Origin of the sequence: Streptomyces sp. NPDC048504, from assembly GCF_043200035.1 — a bacterium.
Taxonomy (GTDB): domain Bacteria; phylum Actinomycetota; class Actinomycetes; order Streptomycetales; family Streptomycetaceae; genus Streptomyces.
The window spans coordinates 94,716-109,938 of record NZ_JBICXA010000023.1 but is presented as its reverse complement, the minus strand read 5'-3'; the positions used below and the strand labels follow the sequence as shown (position 1 = coordinate 109,938).

Genomic DNA, 15,223 nt, shown 5'->3' with positions numbered 1-15,223 from the left:
GCCGTTGTCAGTGGCGTTTGGTAAGAATGCAAGGGTGAGCAGCAAGGACGGGGAACGGGACGGCGGGGCGGAGGGTGCGCCGCCTGAGCAGCTTGCGCTGATTCGGGAGAGCGTGCGGCAGGCGAAGGGGCCGAAGGCCAAGCCGCGGACGTGGCGGGGGGCCGCGTTGGCCGGGGAGTTGCCCGTCGCGCGGGTGCTCGTCGACAAAGGGGTGCTGCATCTTGATCGGTACTTCGACTATGCGGTGCCCGAGGAACTTGACGCCGATGCGCAGCCCGGGGTGCGGGTGCGGGTGCGGTTCGGGGCCGGGCGGCATCGGGTGCGGGACGGGCGGCGTGAGGGCGGGGGGCTTATCGACGGGTTTCTTGTCGAGCGGCTGGCCAATTCCGATTACTCGGGGCCGCTTGCCGCGTTGGCGCAGGTCGTGTCGCCCGAGCCGGTGCTTAGTGCGGAACTGCTGGGGCTCGCCCGGGCCGTTGCCGATCGGTATGCCGGGAGCCTTGCCGATGTGCTGCAGCTCGCCGTGCCGCCGCGCAGTGCTCGGGCCGAGCAGAAGCCGTCGCCTGCGCCGTTGCCGCCGCCCGAGGTGCCCGAGGCGGGGTCCTGGGTGCGGTACGAGCGGGGGGCCGGGTTTCTGGAGGCGCTGGCCTCGGGGGGCGCGCCGCGGGCTGTGTGGAACGCGCTGCCGGGGCCCGAGTGGAGCGAGGAGATCGCGCGGGCCGTCGCCGCGACGCTCGCCTCGGGGCGCGGGGCGCTCGTCGTCGTACCGGACGGGCGGGCCGCCGGGCGGGTCGATGCCGCGTTGACCGCCCTGTTGGGGGAGGGGCGGCATGCGCTGCTCACCGCCGATGCCGGGCCCGAGAAGCGGTATCGGCAGTGGCTGGCCGTGCGGCGGGGGGCCGTGCGTGCGGTCGTCGGGACGCGGGCCGCGATGTTCGCGCCCGTCCAGGATCTGGGGCTTGTCGCGATCTGGGACGATGGGGACGGGAGTCACAGCGAGCCGCATGCGCCGCAGCCGCATGCGCGGGACGTGCTGTTGCTGCGGGCCGCGTTGGACAAGTGCGGGTTCCTGTTGGGGAGTTGGAGTTGCACCGTGGAGGCGGCGCAGCTCGTGGAGAGCGGGTGGGCTCGGCCGTTGGTCGCGTCGCGGGACCAGGTGCGGGTGGCCGCGCCGCTCGTACGGACCGTGGGGGACGGGGACTTGGCGCGGGACGAGGCCGCCCGGGCCGCGCGGTTGCCGACGTTGGCGTGGCAGGCGGTGCGGGAGGGATTGAAGCACGGGCCCGTGCTGGTGCAGGTGCCTCGGCGCGGGTATGTGCCGCGGATGGCGTGCGCGCAGTGCCGGGCCGCCGCGCGGTGTCGGCACTGCGCCGGGCCGTTGGAGGGGCAGGACGCGGGCGTGCTGCGCTGTGGGTGGTGCGGGGTCGAGGAGAACTCCTGGCACTGTCCCGAGTGCGGGGGGTTCCGGTTGCGGGCCCAGATCGTGGGGGCGCGGCGGACAGCGGAGGAGTTGGGGCGGGCGTTTCCCGCGGTGCCGGTGCGGACGTCCGGGCGGGAGCAGGTGCTCGACACCGTGCCGGGGACGCCCGCGTTGGTCGTGAGTACGCCGGGGGCCGAGCCGGTCGCCGACGGTGGGTATGCGGCGGCGTTGTTGCTGGACGGGTGGGCGATGCTCGGGCGGCCCGATCTGCGGGCCGGGGAGGACGCGTTGCGGCGGTGGATCGCGGCGAGTTCGCTGGTGCGGCCACAGGGGGGTGGGGGGACTGTGGTCGTGGTTGCGGAACCCACCTTGCGGCCTGTGCAGGCGTTGGTGCGGTGGGATCCCGTCGGGCATGCGGTGCGGGAGCTTGCGGAGCGGGGGGAGTTGGGGTTTCCGCCGGTGTCTCGGATGGCGGCGGTGGCGGGGGGTGCGGGGGCTGTCGCGGAGTTTCTTGCCGCCGTTGAACTGCCGCCGGATGCTGAGGTGTTGGGGCCGGTTCCGATGGTGGTGCCGGTTGCTTCGACGGGGCGCGCTCGGCGGGTGGGGGATCCGCCTGTGGGGGAGGAGTGGGTGCGGGCGTTGGTTCGGGTGCGGCCGGGGAGTGGGGGGGCGTTGGCTGCGGCGTTGAAGGCTGCGCAGGCGGCTCGGATGGCTCGGGGTGGGGGGGATGTGGTGCGGGTGCGTGTTGATCCGCCGGATATCGGGTGAGCCCCTCGGCCTTCGGCCTCGGGGGTGTCTCCCACCCACGCACCGCCCGTTCACCGCTCGTTGAGAGGTGGACCTTTGCCGTCGAGGTTCTCGCCGTCGGCGGCCGGCCGTTCAGCGTTCGTTGAGGGGTGGGCCTTTGCCGTCAGGTTCTTGTCGCTGGGGCGGCTGTTCACCGCTCGCTGAGGAGTAGACCCTTGCCGTCGGGGTTCTCGTCGTCGGCGGCCGGCCGTTCAGGGTTCGTGAGGGGTGGGCCTATGGCGTCGGGGTTCTCGCCGTCGGTGGCTGTCGGATGTGTGTGCGCCCGCGTTCCCGGCGTTTGCGGCTGGCTGAGATGTGGACCTTTGCCGTGGGGGGTCTCGTCGTCGGTGGCCGGCCGTGCGTGGTGGGCTGCGGGCGAGCTGGTTGTTGCATGCCGCTGCCTCCCGGGTTTTGGCCGGGAGGCAGGTGAGGTTCGGGGTGGGGTCAGCCGTTGCGGGGGCCCGGGAAGGCCGTGGGCCTGGCCTCGTCGCGGAGAGTGGGGCTGCCTGCCGTGGGCTGGGTCGGCATGGAGCGGGCCGCGGGGACCGTGGGGAGGGCGGGCATCGTGGGCATGGTGGGGAGGCCCGTGTTCACGCCCACCGGGCGGGTCGTCGCCGCCTCCGTCGTGCGCTCGGCGTCGGCCGCGGCCTGGGTCGCGGCGCGGCGGGCGCCGTAGCGGCGGTGGACCGCCTGCTTGGTGACACCCAGGGCGGAGCCCACCGCGTCCCACGAGAAGCCGAGTGAGCGGTCGAAGTCCACGGCGGCCGTGACCAGGGTCTCGACACTGTCCCGCAGCTCCTGCGCGAGACGGACCGTCGGGGCGGGAGCACGTCCGTAGACGACGAAGCCCGTGGACGGGCCGGAGCGGCGCGGGCGGTAGACGTTGCCCAGCTGGGCGGTGAGCGTGCGCAGTGCGTCCACCTGCCGGCGGACCCGCTCGATGTCCCGCACCAGCAAGTGCAGGCTGGCCCGAGCCTGGGCGTCGTGGGTTGCGTGGTCGGCCATGAACAAGCCTCTCGAACCGGCGTTGAAAAGGATCGGGCCGCGTGAATGCGGCCCAAGGAGGTCAACTCTTTCTTGACCAACGCCTGTGCGCTCCGCTGGTCACGCGAAGGGGGCGTAGGGGCATATGCGTACGCCCCCGCTGAACCGGCGTGCGCTGCGGGCGCCGGTGAGTTGTCGGCGAGTTGACGGGTGTGAGCCGCCGGGCGCTCCTGCCGGGGCGCGCCATAGACTGGTGCGCTGCCCGCCCACCTCCGCCCGAGAGGCCCGAACCCTCCCATGAAGCTCGTCTTCGCCGGTACCCCCGAGGTCGCCGTTCCCGCCCTGGACGCCCTGATCGCCTCCGGGCGGCACGAGGTGGCCGCCGTCGTCACGCGGCCCGACGCGCCGGCCGGGCGTGGGCGCAGGCTGGTGGCGAGTCCCGTCGCCGAGCGGGCCGAGGAGGCGGGCATCGAGGTGCTGAAGCCCGGCAGGCCGCGCGACCCGGAGTTCCTGGAGCGGCTGCGGGAGATCGCGCCCGACTGCTGTCCCGTCGTCGCCTACGGCGCCCTGCTGCCCCGCGTCGCCCTCGACATCCCCGCCCACGGCTGGGTCAACCTGCACTTCTCGCTGCTCCCCGCCTGGCGCGGCGCCGCCCCCGTGCAGCACTCCATCATGTCCGGCGACGAGATCACCGGCGCCTCCACCTTCCTCATCGAGGAAGGCCTCGACTCCGGTCCCGTCTACGGCACCGTCACCGAGGAGATCCGCCCCACCGACACCAGCGGCGACCTGCTCACCCGTCTCGCGTTCGCCGGCTCGGGTCTGCTCGCCGCGACCATGGACGGCATCGAGGACGGCACCCTGAAGGCCGTACCGCAGCCGAACGAGGGCATCACCCTCGCCCCGAAGATCAACGTCGAGGACGCGCAGGTGGATTGGACGGCTCCCGCGCTGCGGGTGGACCGGGTGGTGCGCGGATGCACCCCCGCGCCCGGCGCCTGGACCGTGTTCCGCGGTGAGCGGCTCAAGCTCATCCACGTCGCGCCCGTGCCGGAGCGCACCGACCTCGCGCCCGGGTTGCTGGCCGTCGGCAAGAACAATGTGTACGTGGGCACCGGTTCGTACGCCGTCGAGCTGCTGTGGGTGCAGGCGCAGGGCAAGAAGCCGATGCGGGCGGCGGACTGGGCGCGCGGGGCGCGGATCGGGGCGGGGGAGAGCGTCGGGGCGCTCGGGACCTCCTAGGCCCGGGGTACCCCGGGCCCTCGGGCGCTCCGGGTACCGCTGGACCCTCGGCACCCTGGCACCTTGGGCACTCCGGGCCCTCGGGCACTCCTGGCACGGCTGAGCACTTCGGCACCCCGGCACTGCAGGGCCTTCCGCACCTCGGCACCTCGGCACTTCGGCACCCCGGCACTGCAGGGCCTTCCGCACCTCGGCACCTCGGCACCTCGGCACCTCGGCACCTCGGCACCCCGGCGCCTCGGGACCGCTGGGCCTTCAGCACCCCAGCACTCCCGGCAACCTGGTCACCTGGGCAACCCGGGTACCCGGGCACCCCGGCACCCAGAACCCGCCACATCCCCGGGACCTCCAGACCCCGGGACCTCCAGACCCCGGAACCCACGGCACCCCCATGCGCCTGACGTCCCGCGCACACGCACCGCGGTGCGACGTACGCTGGGTGCACATCTCGGCCAGAAATCCGGAGCACCTTTTTCGTGAGTGAGCAGTCCCCGCGACCCCGTAAGCCCGGTAAGCCCTACCGTCGGCCGCAGAAGGACCCCGTCCGTTTCCTCGCCTTCGAGGCGCTGCGGGCCGTGGACGAGCGGGACGCGTACGCCAACCTCGTCCTGCCGCCGCTGCTGCGGAAGGCGCGTGAGAAGGGCGACTTCGACGCCCGGGACGCCGCGCTCGCGACCGAGCTGGTGTACGGGACGCTGCGCAAACAGGGAACCTACGACGCGATCATCGCCTCGTGTGTCGACCGGCCGCTGCGTGAGGTCGACCCGCCGGTGCTGGATGTGCTGAGCCTCGGCGTGCACCAGTTGCTCGGGACGCGGATCCCGACGCACGCCGCCGTGTCCGCCTCCGTCGAACTCGCCCGGGTCGTCCTCGGCGACGGGCGGGCCAAGTTCGTCAACGCGGTCCTGCGCAAGGTCGCCAACGACGACCTCGACACCTGGATCGAGCGGGTCGCGCCGCCCTACGACGACGACCCCGAGGACAACCTCGCCATCGTGCACTCGCACCCGCGCTGGGTCGTCTCAGCGCTGTGGGACTCCCTCGGCGGCGGACGCGCCGGCATCGAGGACCTGCTGGAGGCCGACAACGAACGGCCCGAGGTGACCCTGGTCGCCCGGCCCGGCCGGTCCACCACCGAGGAGCTGCTCCGCGAGGAGGCCGCGGTGCCCGGGCGCTGGTCGCCGTATGCCGTGCGGCTCAGCGAGGGCGGTGAGCCCGGGGCCGTAGCAGCGGTGAAGGAAGGGCGTGCGGGGGTGCAGGACGAGGGCAGTCAGCTGGTCGCGCTCGCTCTCGCCAACGCGCCTCTCGACGGGCCGGACGAGAAGTGGCTCGACGGGTGCGCCGGACCCGGTGGCAAGGCCGCGCTGCTCGCCGCCGTGGCCGCCGAGCGCGGGGCGATGCTCCTCGCCTCCGAGAAGGCGCCGCACCGGGCCGGACTCGTGGCGAAGTCGCTTGCCGGGAACCCGGGGCCGTACCAGGTCATCGCCGCCGACGGGACCCGGCCGCCGTGGCGTCCCGGCAGCTTCGACCGCGTGCTGATGGACGTGCCGTGCACCGGGCTGGGCGCCCTGCGTCGGCGGCCCGAGGCCCGTTGGCGGCGCCGCCCGGAGGACCTCGAAGGATTCGCGCCCCTGCAACGCGATCTGCTGCGCACCGCGCTCGAATCCGTGCGCGTCGGCGGTGTCGTCGGCTACGCGACCTGCTCACCGCACCTCGCCGAGACCCGGGCCGTCGTCGACGACATCCTCAAGCAGTACCCGCACACCGAACTGATCGACGCCCGCCCGCTCCTGCCCGACGTCCCGGCACTCGGCGCGGGCCCCGACGTACAGCTGTGGCCGCATCTGCACGGGACCGACGCGATGTACCTGGCGCTCATCCGCCGGACCGGGTGACCTGCCGGCCGCGTGTGGGGTCTCGCGGCTGATGTCGACATCTCACGTGCCGCTGCTCAGCGCCTCGTCTCGTACCTGGCCAGGAGCACACCGCCGGGAAGCGTCCGCGTCTCCACCAGGTTCAGGTTCACCCAGTTGTCCAGCGCGGTGAAGAACGGTGTGCCGCCGCCCAGCAGGACCGGATGGGTGGCGATCGCGTACTCGTCGATCAGCCCCGCGCGCATGGCCGCCCCGGCGAGCGTCGCGCCGCCGATGTTCATCGGGCCGCCGTCCTCGGCCTTGAGCCGGGTGATCTCGGCGATCGCGTCGCCGGTGACGAGGCGGGTGTTCCAGTCGACCTTGTCGATCGTCGAGGAGAACACCACCTTCGGCGTGTCCCGCCAGTTCCGCGCGAACTCGATCTCCGCCGGGCCGGCGCCCGGCTGCTGGTCGCCGGTCGGCCAGTAGGAGCTCATCGTCTCCCACAGCTTGCGCCCGTACAGCGACAGGCCACTCGCCTGCTCGTGGTCGAGCCACCACTGGAACAGCTCGTCGCTCGGCGGCCCGCTCCAGCCGATGTCGTCGCCGGCCGCGGCGATGTAGCCGTCCAGGGTCAGGTTCATGCCGTAGATCAGTTTGCGCATGGCGCCGGCCTTCCGTGAGTCGGTCTCGCGCGTGCAGACCGGCGCGGCGCGGGAAACTCATCGGTGCGCGATCCGGGCTCGCCGCCAGTCCTCGTGCTCCGGGCTCAGCGTGGTGTACGCGGCCGACTCGGACAAGCCGCCTGATCTCGGCCTCGACCTCGCCAACCGCCCAGCCTGCCGCAGCGCTTCCCGGCCCGCTCGGGCGCGCGGCGTCACACCAAGCGCCGAAGTGCCTCCCGGGTGAGGTCGGCGAGTGCGGGATAGCCGTCGACCGCCATGATCAGGTCGGCCTCCGCGAGGAGTGAGCGGAGGACGTGGACGATGCCGTCCGTGCCGCCGAGGGCGAGGCCGTAGGCGTACGGGCGGCCGATGCCTACGGCGGTGGCGCCCAGGGCGATGGCCTTGACGATGTCGGCGCCGCTGCGGATGCCGGAGTCGAACAGGACCGGGAGGCCGTCCGCCGCGTCGACCACGGCGGGCAGCGCGTCCAGGGCGGGGAGGCCGCCGTTGGCCTGGCGGCCGCCGTGGTTGGAGCAGTAGACGCCGTCCACGCCGCCGTCCTTCGCGCGGCGCACGTCCTCGGGGTGGCAGATGCCCTTGACGATCAGGGGGAGGCCGGTGAGGGACCGTAGCCAGGGGAGGTCGTCCCAGGTGAGAGGGTTGCCGAAGAGCTGGGTCCAGAGGAGGACCGCGGACTGGGGGTCCTCCTCCGGGGTGCGGGGGAGGCGGGCGCGGAAGACCGGGTCGCTCGTGTAGTTGGCGAGGCAATGGCCGCGCAGCTGGGGGAAGTTGGCGGTGGACAGGTCGCGGGGGCGCCAGCCGGTGACCCAGGTGTCCAGGGTGACCACGATGCCCTTGTAGCCCGCTTGTTCGGCGCGGTGGACGAGGCTTGCGGCGAGGTCCTTGTCGGTGGGGGTGTAGAGCTGGAAGAGGCCCGGAGTGTCCCCGAATTCGCCGGCGACCTCCTCCAGCGGGTCGACCGTCAGGGTGGAGGCGACCATCGGAACTCCGGTGCGTGCGGCGGCTCTCGCGGTAGCCAGGTCGCCGTGGCCGTCCTGGGCGCACAGGCCGATGACGCCGATCGGTGCCATGAAGACGGGGGAGGGCAGTCGCATCCCGAACAGGTCGACGGACAGGTCGCGTTCGGCGGCGCCGACGAACATGCGGGGGACCAGGCCCCAGTGGTCGAAGGCGGTGACGTTGGCGCGCTGGGTGCGTTCGTCGCCGGCGCCGCCCGCGACGTACGACCACACGGAGGGCGGCAGCGCGGAGCTCGCCCGGTCCTCCAGCTCCGCGAAGGCCATGGGGTAGGACGGCACGATGCCGCCGAGCCCGTTCAGGTAGATCTCGTTCTGGTAGGAGCCGAACGGCTGTCCCATGCCCATGCCATCTCCCTCTGCGCTGAGGTGCCCTGCCCGCTGCTGCAGGCCGGTGAAGTGCAGGATTCTCGCACCCCGGGTCAGGCGGAGGGAGCGGGCAGTGCGGAGAGCGCCTCCACGCGGGCCGGCGGGGCCCCGACGCAGCGGTGCACGCCGATGCCCAGGGCAACCCCGGAGACAGGGTCGAGGAACAGCCGACTGGACAGCCAGCCGCCCACGACCACTGCTGAGATGCCGCGCAGGCGACGCAACCGACTCTGTCCCTACGGCACGCTTTCCACCCCGTCCAGGGCGACGCCGGTAAGGGGCGCGGGGAACTGCGCGCCCAGCCACAGTGAACCGGCACCCGAAATCCCACGGCATCCACAACGGACCGATGCGGCCAACCCCCGGAGGGCATGGCAGGCTTGGGGCATGGCCGTGCAGATCAACCCCAGCATCCTGTCCGCCGACTTCGCCCGCCTGGCCGAAGAGGCGAAGGCGGTAGAGGGAGCCGACTGGCTCCACGTGGACGTCATGGACAACCACTTCGTCCCGAACCTCACGCTCGGCGTGCCGGTCGTAGAGTCGCTGGCACGGGCGACGGACACCCCGCTGGACTGCCATCTGATGATCGAGGACGCCGATCGCTGGGCGCCGCAGTACGTCGAGGCGGGTGCCTCCTCCGTCACCTTCCACGTCGAGGCGGCCGGTGCGCCGGTGCGGCTGGCCCGTGAGATTCGGGCCAAGGGAGCGCGCGCGTCCATGGCGCTGAAGCCCGCGACGCCGATCGAGCCGTACGAGGATCTGCTCCCCGAACTCGACATGCTGCTGATCATGACCGTGGAGCCGGGCTTCGGTGGCCAGTCGTTCCTCGACATCATGCTGCCGAAGATCCGCCGGACCCGGGAGCTGATCAAGAAGCACGGACTGGAGCTGTGGCTGCAGGTCGACGGAGGAGTTTCGGCCTCGACGATCGAGCGCTGCGCGGGCGCGGGCGCGGACGTGTTCGTCGCCGGTTCGGCGGTCTACGGGGCATCCGACCCGGCCGCGGCGGTACGTGCATTGCGCACACAGGCGGAGGGGGCCACCGGCAAGGCATCCTGGGCGTGCGACCACTGAGCGGCAGGTATGTGAACGGCGGCCATCAAGGCTGATCAAGTGCGCCGGATCTGCGAGGATGAACGGCGAATCCAGAGTGTGAACAGCAGTGAGGAGATCGCCGTGTCGGGTATGTCGGCGGGCCGGTCAGCCATGCGGATGGGACCCGCAGAGCTGGTGCAGGCGGCGGCCATGGCCCGCCGCTTCTACCTTGAGGGCAAGTCCAAGATCCAGATCGCGGAGGAGTTCGGCGTCAGCCGCTTCAAGGTGGCCCGGGTCCTGGAGACCGCTCTCGAACGGGATCTCGTACGGATCGAGATCCGAGTACCGGCCGAACTGGACGCGGAGCGCTCGGACGCGCTGCGTGCCCGGTACGGCCTGAGGCACGCCGTCGTGGTCGAGTCCCCGGCCGAGGTCAGCGAGGAGTCGCCCGATCCCGAGAACCTCGGGGAGGTCGCGGCCGACCTGCTCGGCGAGCTGGTCAACGAGGGCGATGTGCTCGGCCTCGCGTGGGGCCGGTCCACCATCCACATGGCGGCCGCCCTCGACCGGCTGCCGCCCTGCACGGTGGTCCAGCTGACGGGCGTGTACGACGCCGGGACCGCCGAGCGCGGCTCGGTCGAGGCCGTACGGCGGGCCGCGCAGGTGTCGGGCGGCGACGCCCACCCCATCTACGCGCCGATGCTGCTGCCGGACGCGGCCACCGCGGAGGCGCTGCGCCACCAGACGGGCATCGCCCGGGCCTTCGAGTACTTCGACAAGGTCACGGTCGCCTGCGTCTCCATCGGCTCCTGGGAGCCTGGCATCTCGACGGTCTACGACATGCTCAGCGACGAGGAGCGGGCGCACTACTCGTCCCTCGGTGTCGCCGCGGAGACGTCCGCGCACCTCTTCGACGCCGAGGGCCGCCGGGTCGGCCGGGACCTGGGCGAGCGGTGCATCACCGTCAAGGCGGATCAGTTGCGCCGTATCCCCGAGGTCGTCGCGATCGCGGGCGGGCAGCGGAAGGCGGCGGCGATCGACGCGGTGCTGCGGTCAGGTCTGGTCACCAGCCTGGTGACGGACACCGCGGCGGCCGACTATCTGATGACGGCCGGGTCGCCGCCGAAGTCGGCGCTCAGCCGGACGGACCCCGACGGGATCTGACAGCAGGCCATTAGGGGACGGCCGTGGCAGCATCGGGCGCATGCTGCTGCGGTTCGTCTCCCGGGTGCTTCTCGTCTGTCTGGCCGTACTGCTGCCGGTGGGCTGTTCTTCCACGGCCACCAGCGGTACCGGCACCGCAACGGTCAAACTTTCCCAACTCCCCGCCGAGGCACGGCAGACCGTCGCTCTCATCGACAAGGGCGGACCCTTCCCGTACGCCAAGGACGGGGTCGTCTTCGGGAACTACGAGAAGCTGCTGCCGCAGCAAAAGCGCGGCTACTACCACGAATACACCGTCAGGACGCCGGGCTCGCGCGATCGCGGGGCCCGGCGCATTGTCACCGGGCGGGACGGCGAGATCTACTACACCGATGATCACTACAAGTCGTTCAGGACGGTACTGAGATGACGGAGCTCGCGGTCACGCTGGACCTCGACGGGGTCACGGACAAGGCCGGCCTGATGGACCGCTGTGCCCGCGCGCTGTCCCTGCCCGACTGGTTCGGCCGGAACTGGGACGCCCTCGCCGACAGCCTCGGCGACCACACCGTGTGGCCCGAGGGCGCGGTGGAGCAGGGGCTGCTGGTCGTCGTACGGAACTGGCAGTCGTACGCCAAGGCACGGCCCGACGAGTGGGAGACCGCTGTCGACGTCTTCGGTGACGCGGTCGACCGCACAGCGAACCTCTCCGTCGTGCTCGCGCTGGGCGGAGCCGGGCGCTAGCCCGATTGTCCGAGGCGGCTGGCAGAGTGTTCGGTATGGAGCAACAGGAGCAGCGCACGTCGGTTCGTCTCGTGGTCGTGGACCCGGACCTCGAAGCGCAGTGCGACCGGGTGGAAGAGCACTTGCTGGCGCCCCTGGCAGAGTCCGTGGGCGGAGCGAGTGGGCACGCGCTCTTCGCGGACGGGCTCGCCGTCTTCAGGCGGGTGCGGGAGGCGCTGGCCGACGCGGTGGCGCGGGGACCCAAGGTGTGGACGCCGAACGGCCGTTGGGAACACGAGGGCCTGCGCATCGTCGAACTGCCCACGGAGGAAACGGACTTGCTGTACGCGCTGCTGCGCGAGCTGTCCGGACTCCTCGTGGCACCGCCGGACCTGCCGGACCCCTCGGGCGTCGTGGCCACCGTCCGCGGCACCGTCCTGACCCCCGAGAAGACCGCCGTCGGCCTGGTCGGCGCGCTGGCGCGGGTGCTGTCCCTGGTGGACCTCACGCCCGACGCCGACACGGCCACGCTCTTCGCGGCGATCGAGGCGGGCGGCGGCGAGGACGTGAGGCTCAGCTACGGGCAGGACGAGGCGTGGCAGCGCCTCGCCCACCGGCTCACGATGTTGCTGACCGAGTCGGCTCCGCTGCATCGCTTCCTGTACTGATCCGGGTTCGCGTTCCCCGTACCGAACGTGGGCCGCGTCAGCGGGAGTTGCGCCTGCGGCGGGCGACGAGCAGGGCCGCCGAGCCCAGCACCGCGGTCCCGCCCGCCGCGGTGGCGACGAGGGCCACGGGGCCCGTGCCGGACGTGGAGGCGCTCGACGTCGGTGAGGTGGCCGCCTTGTCGAAGGCGAACGTCACGCTGTCGTCGGCGGTGTTCCGGTCGTGGAGGGCGATGCCCGCCGGGCCGGGGCGTACGGTCGCCGTGCCCTTGGCGTCGGTGTAGTCCTTGGCCGGCTTAACCCACAGCACGAACAGCCGGCTCTTCCCGGCGGCGACACCGCGCGGCACGGGGCAGACGTAGTGCCGGTGGCCCGCCGCGAAAGGTGCCGTCTTCGTGTCGCCGACCCAGAGGAAGCACTCGCCGTAGGGCGTGTCCTCCCCCTCCTCGAAGGCGTTGCCGGTCGCGACCGTGCCCTTGGGCAGGACCACGTCGACCAGGGCGACGGCCTTGGTGCCGACGCCGTACGCGGAGGCCGGGCCGTGGTTCACGGCGTTCAGGGTCAGGGTCCACTCGCCGGCCGTGCGGCGGGGTGTCACCGAGGTGGTGGCCGCGAGATCCGCGGAGCTGTCGGTCGAGACGTCGGCCCGGCCGGTGGCACCGCTCTCGAAACCGTCTCCCGCACCGGAGGCGGGCACCAGGGTGAGCGCGGGCCCGGTGCCCGGGTGGCTGCCGCCACCCGGGTCCACGCCGGGCTTCAGGAGCTCGGCCGAGTAGTCGGTCACGGCGGTCAGGACGTGCTTGCCGACCGTCGCGGTCAGCGGGCCGCTCAGCTCGACGGTGGCGCCCGCGGCCACGGAGGCGGTGAAGACACAGGTGACGGACGCCTGGCTGCCGGGTTCGACGGGGTCGTCGCCGTCGCCGTAGGCGCAGTTGGAGAACTTCCGGTCGAAGACCAGCCCGCCCAGCGACTCCCAGCGCAGCACGACGCGCCGGTCGGTGGCCAGGTCGCCGGTGTTGCGCAGCCGCAGCGGAAGCTCGATCCGGGAGCCGATCTTGGCGTGCGTCACGTCCGGCACCTTGCCGACGACCAGGCCAGGGGCGCCGACGACCACCTTCGCCCGCGCGGTGGCGCCGGTGCCGTGGTCCGCGCTGACGGCGTACTTGAGTGTGCCGGTGGCGCCGACGGCGGCGCCCGTGTCCGCCCGCACGGTGAAGTCGACGTACGGCGGCTGGGCGACGTCCTTGTTGACGCAGGTGAGGACCTGCCCGGCGGTCGTGCACCTCGGGTCGTCGACCGCGACACTCGCGATGCCGGCCAGGTCCCGGGCGTCGACGACGAGCGTCTCGTTCGTCTGCAGGGGAACATTCGCCCCGCCGTTGTCGAACTGCCAGCCCACGTGGACCGTCTGCGCCGCCGACCCCACGTTGAGCTGTTTGTCCGCCTCGATCGTGGCGTAGGACTGCGTCGGCAAGGGGGAGGGGCTGGCGGCCAGGGCCGCGGATCCTGGTGCGAGGGCGAGCACCACGGCGGCCAGCGCCGTCCCGAGCACCGTGCGGTGGGAAGTCATGCCCGTTCGATACGCGGGGTGTCCCAAAAGTTGCCCACGTGTGAATCACGGGTTCGTTTTGGGTGTTCCTCCAGGGGTGCCGTCGGCCTGCCTGGACGATGGTCCGAGGCGTGGCATCGCGCCCGACATGGGACAATGAAGTACGTGCTCTTCCCCCTGGCTGACCTGTCCGGGGGTCACCTCGATCGACTGGGATGTGCAGCACGTGCGTTTCCTCAACGACATCCAGCCCCCGTACGACCTGACGTACGACGACGTCTTCATGGTGCCGCGCCGCAGCGCGGTCGGTTCGCGTCAGGGTGTGGACCTCAGCTCCCCGGACGGCACGGGTACCACCATCCCGCTGGTCGTCGCCAACATGACCGCCATCGCCGGGCGCAGGATGGCCGAGACGCTGGCCCGGCGCGGTGGCCTCGTCGTCATCCCGCAGGACATCCCGATCGAGGTCGTCACCGAGGTCGTGTCCTGGGTGAAGAGCCGCCACCTCGTGCTGGACACCCCGATCCGGCTGGCCCCGCACCAGACCGTCGCCGACGCGCTGGCCCTGCTGCCCAAGCGCGCGCACAACGCCGGTGTCGTCGTGGACGAGGGCCAGCGCCCGGTCGGTGTCGTCACCGACGCCGACCTCACCGGTGTGGACCGCTTCACGCAGCTCGCCGAGGTCATGTCCCGGGACCTGCTGCTGCTCGACGCCGACATCGACCCGCGCGAGGCGTTCAACAAGCTGGACGCGGCCAACCGCCGCTACGCGCCCGCCGTCGACCAGGACGGCAAGCTCGCCGGCATCCTCACCCGCAAGGGCGCCCTGCGCGCCACGCTGTACTCGCCGGCCGTCGACGCGGACGGCAAGCTGCGCATCGCGGCCGCCGTCGGCATCAACGGCGACTTCGTGCAGAAGGCCAAGCAGCTGCTGGACGCGGGCGTCGACACGCTCGTCATCGACACGGCGCACGGCCACCAGGAGTCGATGATCAGCGCGATCAAGCAGGTGCGGGCCCTCGACCCGCAGGTCCCCATCGTGGCCGGCAACATCGTCGCCGCCGAGGGCGTCAAGGACCTCGTCGAGGCGGGCGCCGACATCATCAAGGTCGGCGTCGGACCCGGCGCGATGTGCACCACGCGCATGATGACCGGCGTCGGCCGGCCGCAGTTCTCCGCCGTCATGGAGTGCGCCGCCGAGGCCAAGAAGTACGGCAAGCACGTGTGGGCCGACGGCGGGGTCCGGCACCCGCGCGATGTCGCCATGGCGCTCGCGGCCGGTGCGTCGAACGTGATGATCGGCTCCTGGTTCGCGGGCACGTACGAGTCCCCGGGCGACCTCCAGCAGGACGCCAACGGCCGCCTCTACAAGGAGTCGTTCGGCATGGCGTCCGCCCGCGCGGTCCGCAACCGCACGTCGGACGAGTCGGCCTACGACCGCGCCCGCAAGGCGCTGTTCGAGGAGGGCATCTCCACCTCCCGCATGTTCCTCGACCCGGCCCGCCCGGGCGTCGAGGACCTGATCGACTCGATCATCGCGGGCGTCCGCTCCTCCTGCACGTACGCCGGCGCGGGCTCCCTGGAGGAGTTCGCCGAGCGCGCGATCGTCGGCATCCAGAGCGCGGCGGGTTACGCGGAGGGCAAGCCCCTGCACGCCAGCTGGAGCTGACCAACTCGCTTTGCTGCGGCCCCTGTTGTTCCGGCGTCCGGGATATTCGGGGGCCATCGGCAGGTCCGGGGTCCTACCGTGCA

General features: G+C 72.1%; 14 protein-coding genes. 9 read left to right on the top strand and 5 right to left on the bottom strand.

What is annotated here, in order from left to right:
• Positions 1-34 precede the first annotated feature (34 nt).
• A complete protein-coding gene (locus ACGFY9_RS43030) occupies positions 35-2,188 on the top strand; it encodes a primosomal protein N' (RefSeq protein WP_393763697.1) in 2,154 nt (717 codons plus the stop codon).
• Positions 2,189-2,650: 462 nt separating this feature from the next.
• Here ACGFY9_RS43030 and ACGFY9_RS43025 read toward each other — a convergent pair whose 3' ends face one another.
• Positions 2,651-3,211 (bottom strand): hypothetical protein, encoded by a 561-nt coding sequence (locus tag ACGFY9_RS43025; RefSeq protein WP_366495475.1) that lies wholly within the window; start codon positions 3,209-3,211, stop codon positions 2,651-2,653.
• A 276-nt stretch (positions 3,212-3,487) separates the two neighbouring features.
• On the opposite strand from ACGFY9_RS43025, the gene fmt reads away from it, so the two are divergent.
• Together fmt and ACGFY9_RS43015 are read left to right on the top strand one after the other, a co-directional pair.
• The gene (fmt, locus tag ACGFY9_RS43020; protein WP_393763695.1) at positions 3,488-4,432 is read left to right on the top strand and encodes a methionyl-tRNA formyltransferase; all 945 of its coding nucleotides are present in this window, start codon (positions 3,488-3,490) and stop codon (positions 4,430-4,432) included.
• A gap of 476 nt (positions 4,433-4,908) precedes the next feature.
• On the top strand, positions 4,909-6,327 hold the full coding sequence (locus ACGFY9_RS43015; RefSeq protein WP_393763693.1) for an RsmB/NOP family class I SAM-dependent RNA methyltransferase: 1,419 nt from the start codon (positions 4,909-4,911) through the stop codon (positions 6,325-6,327).
• A gap of 56 nt (positions 6,328-6,383) precedes the next feature.
• On the opposite strand, the gene ACGFY9_RS43010 is transcribed toward ACGFY9_RS43015, so the two are convergent.
• The 3 genes from ACGFY9_RS43010 to ACGFY9_RS43000 all read right to left on the bottom strand — a co-directional run bounded on the left by ACGFY9_RS43010 (position 6,384) and on the right by ACGFY9_RS43000 (position 8,580).
• Positions 6,384-6,950: a dihydrofolate reductase family protein gene (locus ACGFY9_RS43010; RefSeq protein WP_393763691.1), complete on the bottom strand. Its 567-nt coding sequence runs from the start codon at positions 6,948-6,950 to the stop codon at positions 6,384-6,386.
• Positions 6,951-7,162: 212 nt separating this feature from the next.
• Positions 7,163-8,329 (bottom strand): alpha-hydroxy-acid oxidizing protein, encoded by a 1,167-nt coding sequence (locus ACGFY9_RS43005; RefSeq protein ID WP_393763818.1) that lies wholly within the window; start codon positions 8,327-8,329, stop codon positions 7,163-7,165.
• Positions 8,330-8,409: 80 nt separating this feature from the next.
• Positions 8,410-8,580 carry a hypothetical protein gene (locus tag ACGFY9_RS43000; RefSeq protein WP_393763826.1) on the bottom strand — a complete coding sequence of 57 codons (171 nt, stop codon included), beginning with the start codon at positions 8,578-8,580 and terminating at the stop codon, positions 8,410-8,412.
• A 163-nt stretch (positions 8,581-8,743) separates the two neighbouring features.
• Between ACGFY9_RS43000 and rpe the strand changes: the two genes are divergently transcribed.
• The 5 genes from rpe (at position 8,744) to ACGFY9_RS42975 (ending at position 11,925) form a co-directional block, all read left to right on the top strand.
• Positions 8,744-9,430, top strand: a complete 687-nt coding sequence (rpe, locus tag ACGFY9_RS42995; RefSeq protein ID WP_393763689.1) for a ribulose-phosphate 3-epimerase — start codon at positions 8,744-8,746, stop codon at positions 9,428-9,430.
• 78 nt (positions 9,431-9,508) lie between these two features.
• A complete protein-coding gene (locus tag ACGFY9_RS42990; protein WP_366434325.1) occupies positions 9,509-10,555 on the top strand; it encodes a sugar-binding domain-containing protein in 1,047 nt (348 codons plus the stop codon).
• Positions 10,556-10,595: 40 nt separating this feature from the next.
• A complete protein-coding gene (locus tag ACGFY9_RS42985; RefSeq protein WP_393763687.1) occupies positions 10,596-10,964 on the top strand; it encodes a ribonuclease domain-containing protein in 369 nt (122 codons plus the stop codon).
• Positions 10,961-11,278 carry a barstar family protein gene (locus ACGFY9_RS42980; protein WP_393763685.1) on the top strand — a complete coding sequence of 106 codons (318 nt, stop codon included), beginning with the start codon at positions 10,961-10,963 and terminating at the stop codon, positions 11,276-11,278. The genes ACGFY9_RS42985 and ACGFY9_RS42980 overlap by 4 nt, the downstream gene beginning before the upstream one ends.
• Before the next feature lie 35 nt (positions 11,279-11,313).
• The gene (locus ACGFY9_RS42975; protein ID WP_393763683.1) at positions 11,314-11,925 is read left to right on the top strand and encodes a hypothetical protein; all 612 of its coding nucleotides are present in this window, start codon (positions 11,314-11,316) and stop codon (positions 11,923-11,925) included.
• Between the two features lie 37 nt (positions 11,926-11,962).
• On the opposite strand, the gene ACGFY9_RS42970 is transcribed toward ACGFY9_RS42975, so the two are convergent.
• A complete protein-coding gene (locus ACGFY9_RS42970; protein WP_393763681.1) occupies positions 11,963-13,492 on the bottom strand; it encodes a hypothetical protein in 1,530 nt (509 codons plus the stop codon).
• 205 nt (positions 13,493-13,697) lie between these two features.
• Between ACGFY9_RS42970 and ACGFY9_RS42965 the strand changes: the two genes are divergently transcribed.
• Positions 13,698-15,140, top strand: a complete 1,443-nt coding sequence (locus tag ACGFY9_RS42965; RefSeq protein WP_393763816.1) for a GuaB1 family IMP dehydrogenase-related protein — start codon at positions 13,698-13,700, stop codon at positions 15,138-15,140.
• The last annotated feature ends 83 nt before the right edge of the window (positions 15,141-15,223 follow it).

What these genes read in the sequence shown, in the direction of transcription:
- ACGFY9_RS43010 (WP_393763691.1), bottom strand. Translation starts at nt 6,950, where the DNA reads ATGCGCAAACTGATCTACGGCATGAACCTGACCCTGGACGGCTACATC.
- ACGFY9_RS42975 (WP_393763683.1), top strand. Translation starts at nt 11,314, where the DNA reads ATGGAGCAACAGGAGCAGCGCACGTCGGTTCGTCTCGTGGTCGTGGAC.
- rpe (WP_393763689.1), top strand. Translation starts at nt 8,744, where the DNA reads ATGGCCGTGCAGATCAACCCCAGCATCCTGTCCGCCGACTTCGCCCGC.
- ACGFY9_RS42970 (WP_393763681.1), bottom strand. Translation starts at nt 13,492, where the DNA reads ATGACTTCCCACCGCACGGTGCTCGGGACGGCGCTGGCCGCCGTGGTG.
- ACGFY9_RS43005 (WP_393763818.1), bottom strand. Translation starts at nt 8,329, where the DNA reads ATGGGACAGCCGTTCGGCTCCTACCAGAACGAGATCTACCTGAACGGG.
- fmt (WP_393763695.1), top strand. Translation starts at nt 3,488, where the DNA reads ATGAAGCTCGTCTTCGCCGGTACCCCCGAGGTCGCCGTTCCCGCCCTG.
- ACGFY9_RS42985 (WP_393763687.1), top strand. Translation starts at nt 10,596, where the DNA reads ATGCTGCTGCGGTTCGTCTCCCGGGTGCTTCTCGTCTGTCTGGCCGTA.
- ACGFY9_RS42980 (WP_393763685.1), top strand. Translation starts at nt 10,961, where the DNA reads ATGACGGAGCTCGCGGTCACGCTGGACCTCGACGGGGTCACGGACAAG.
- ACGFY9_RS43025 (WP_366495475.1), bottom strand. Translation starts at nt 3,211, where the DNA reads ATGGCCGACCACGCAACCCACGACGCCCAGGCTCGGGCCAGCCTGCAC.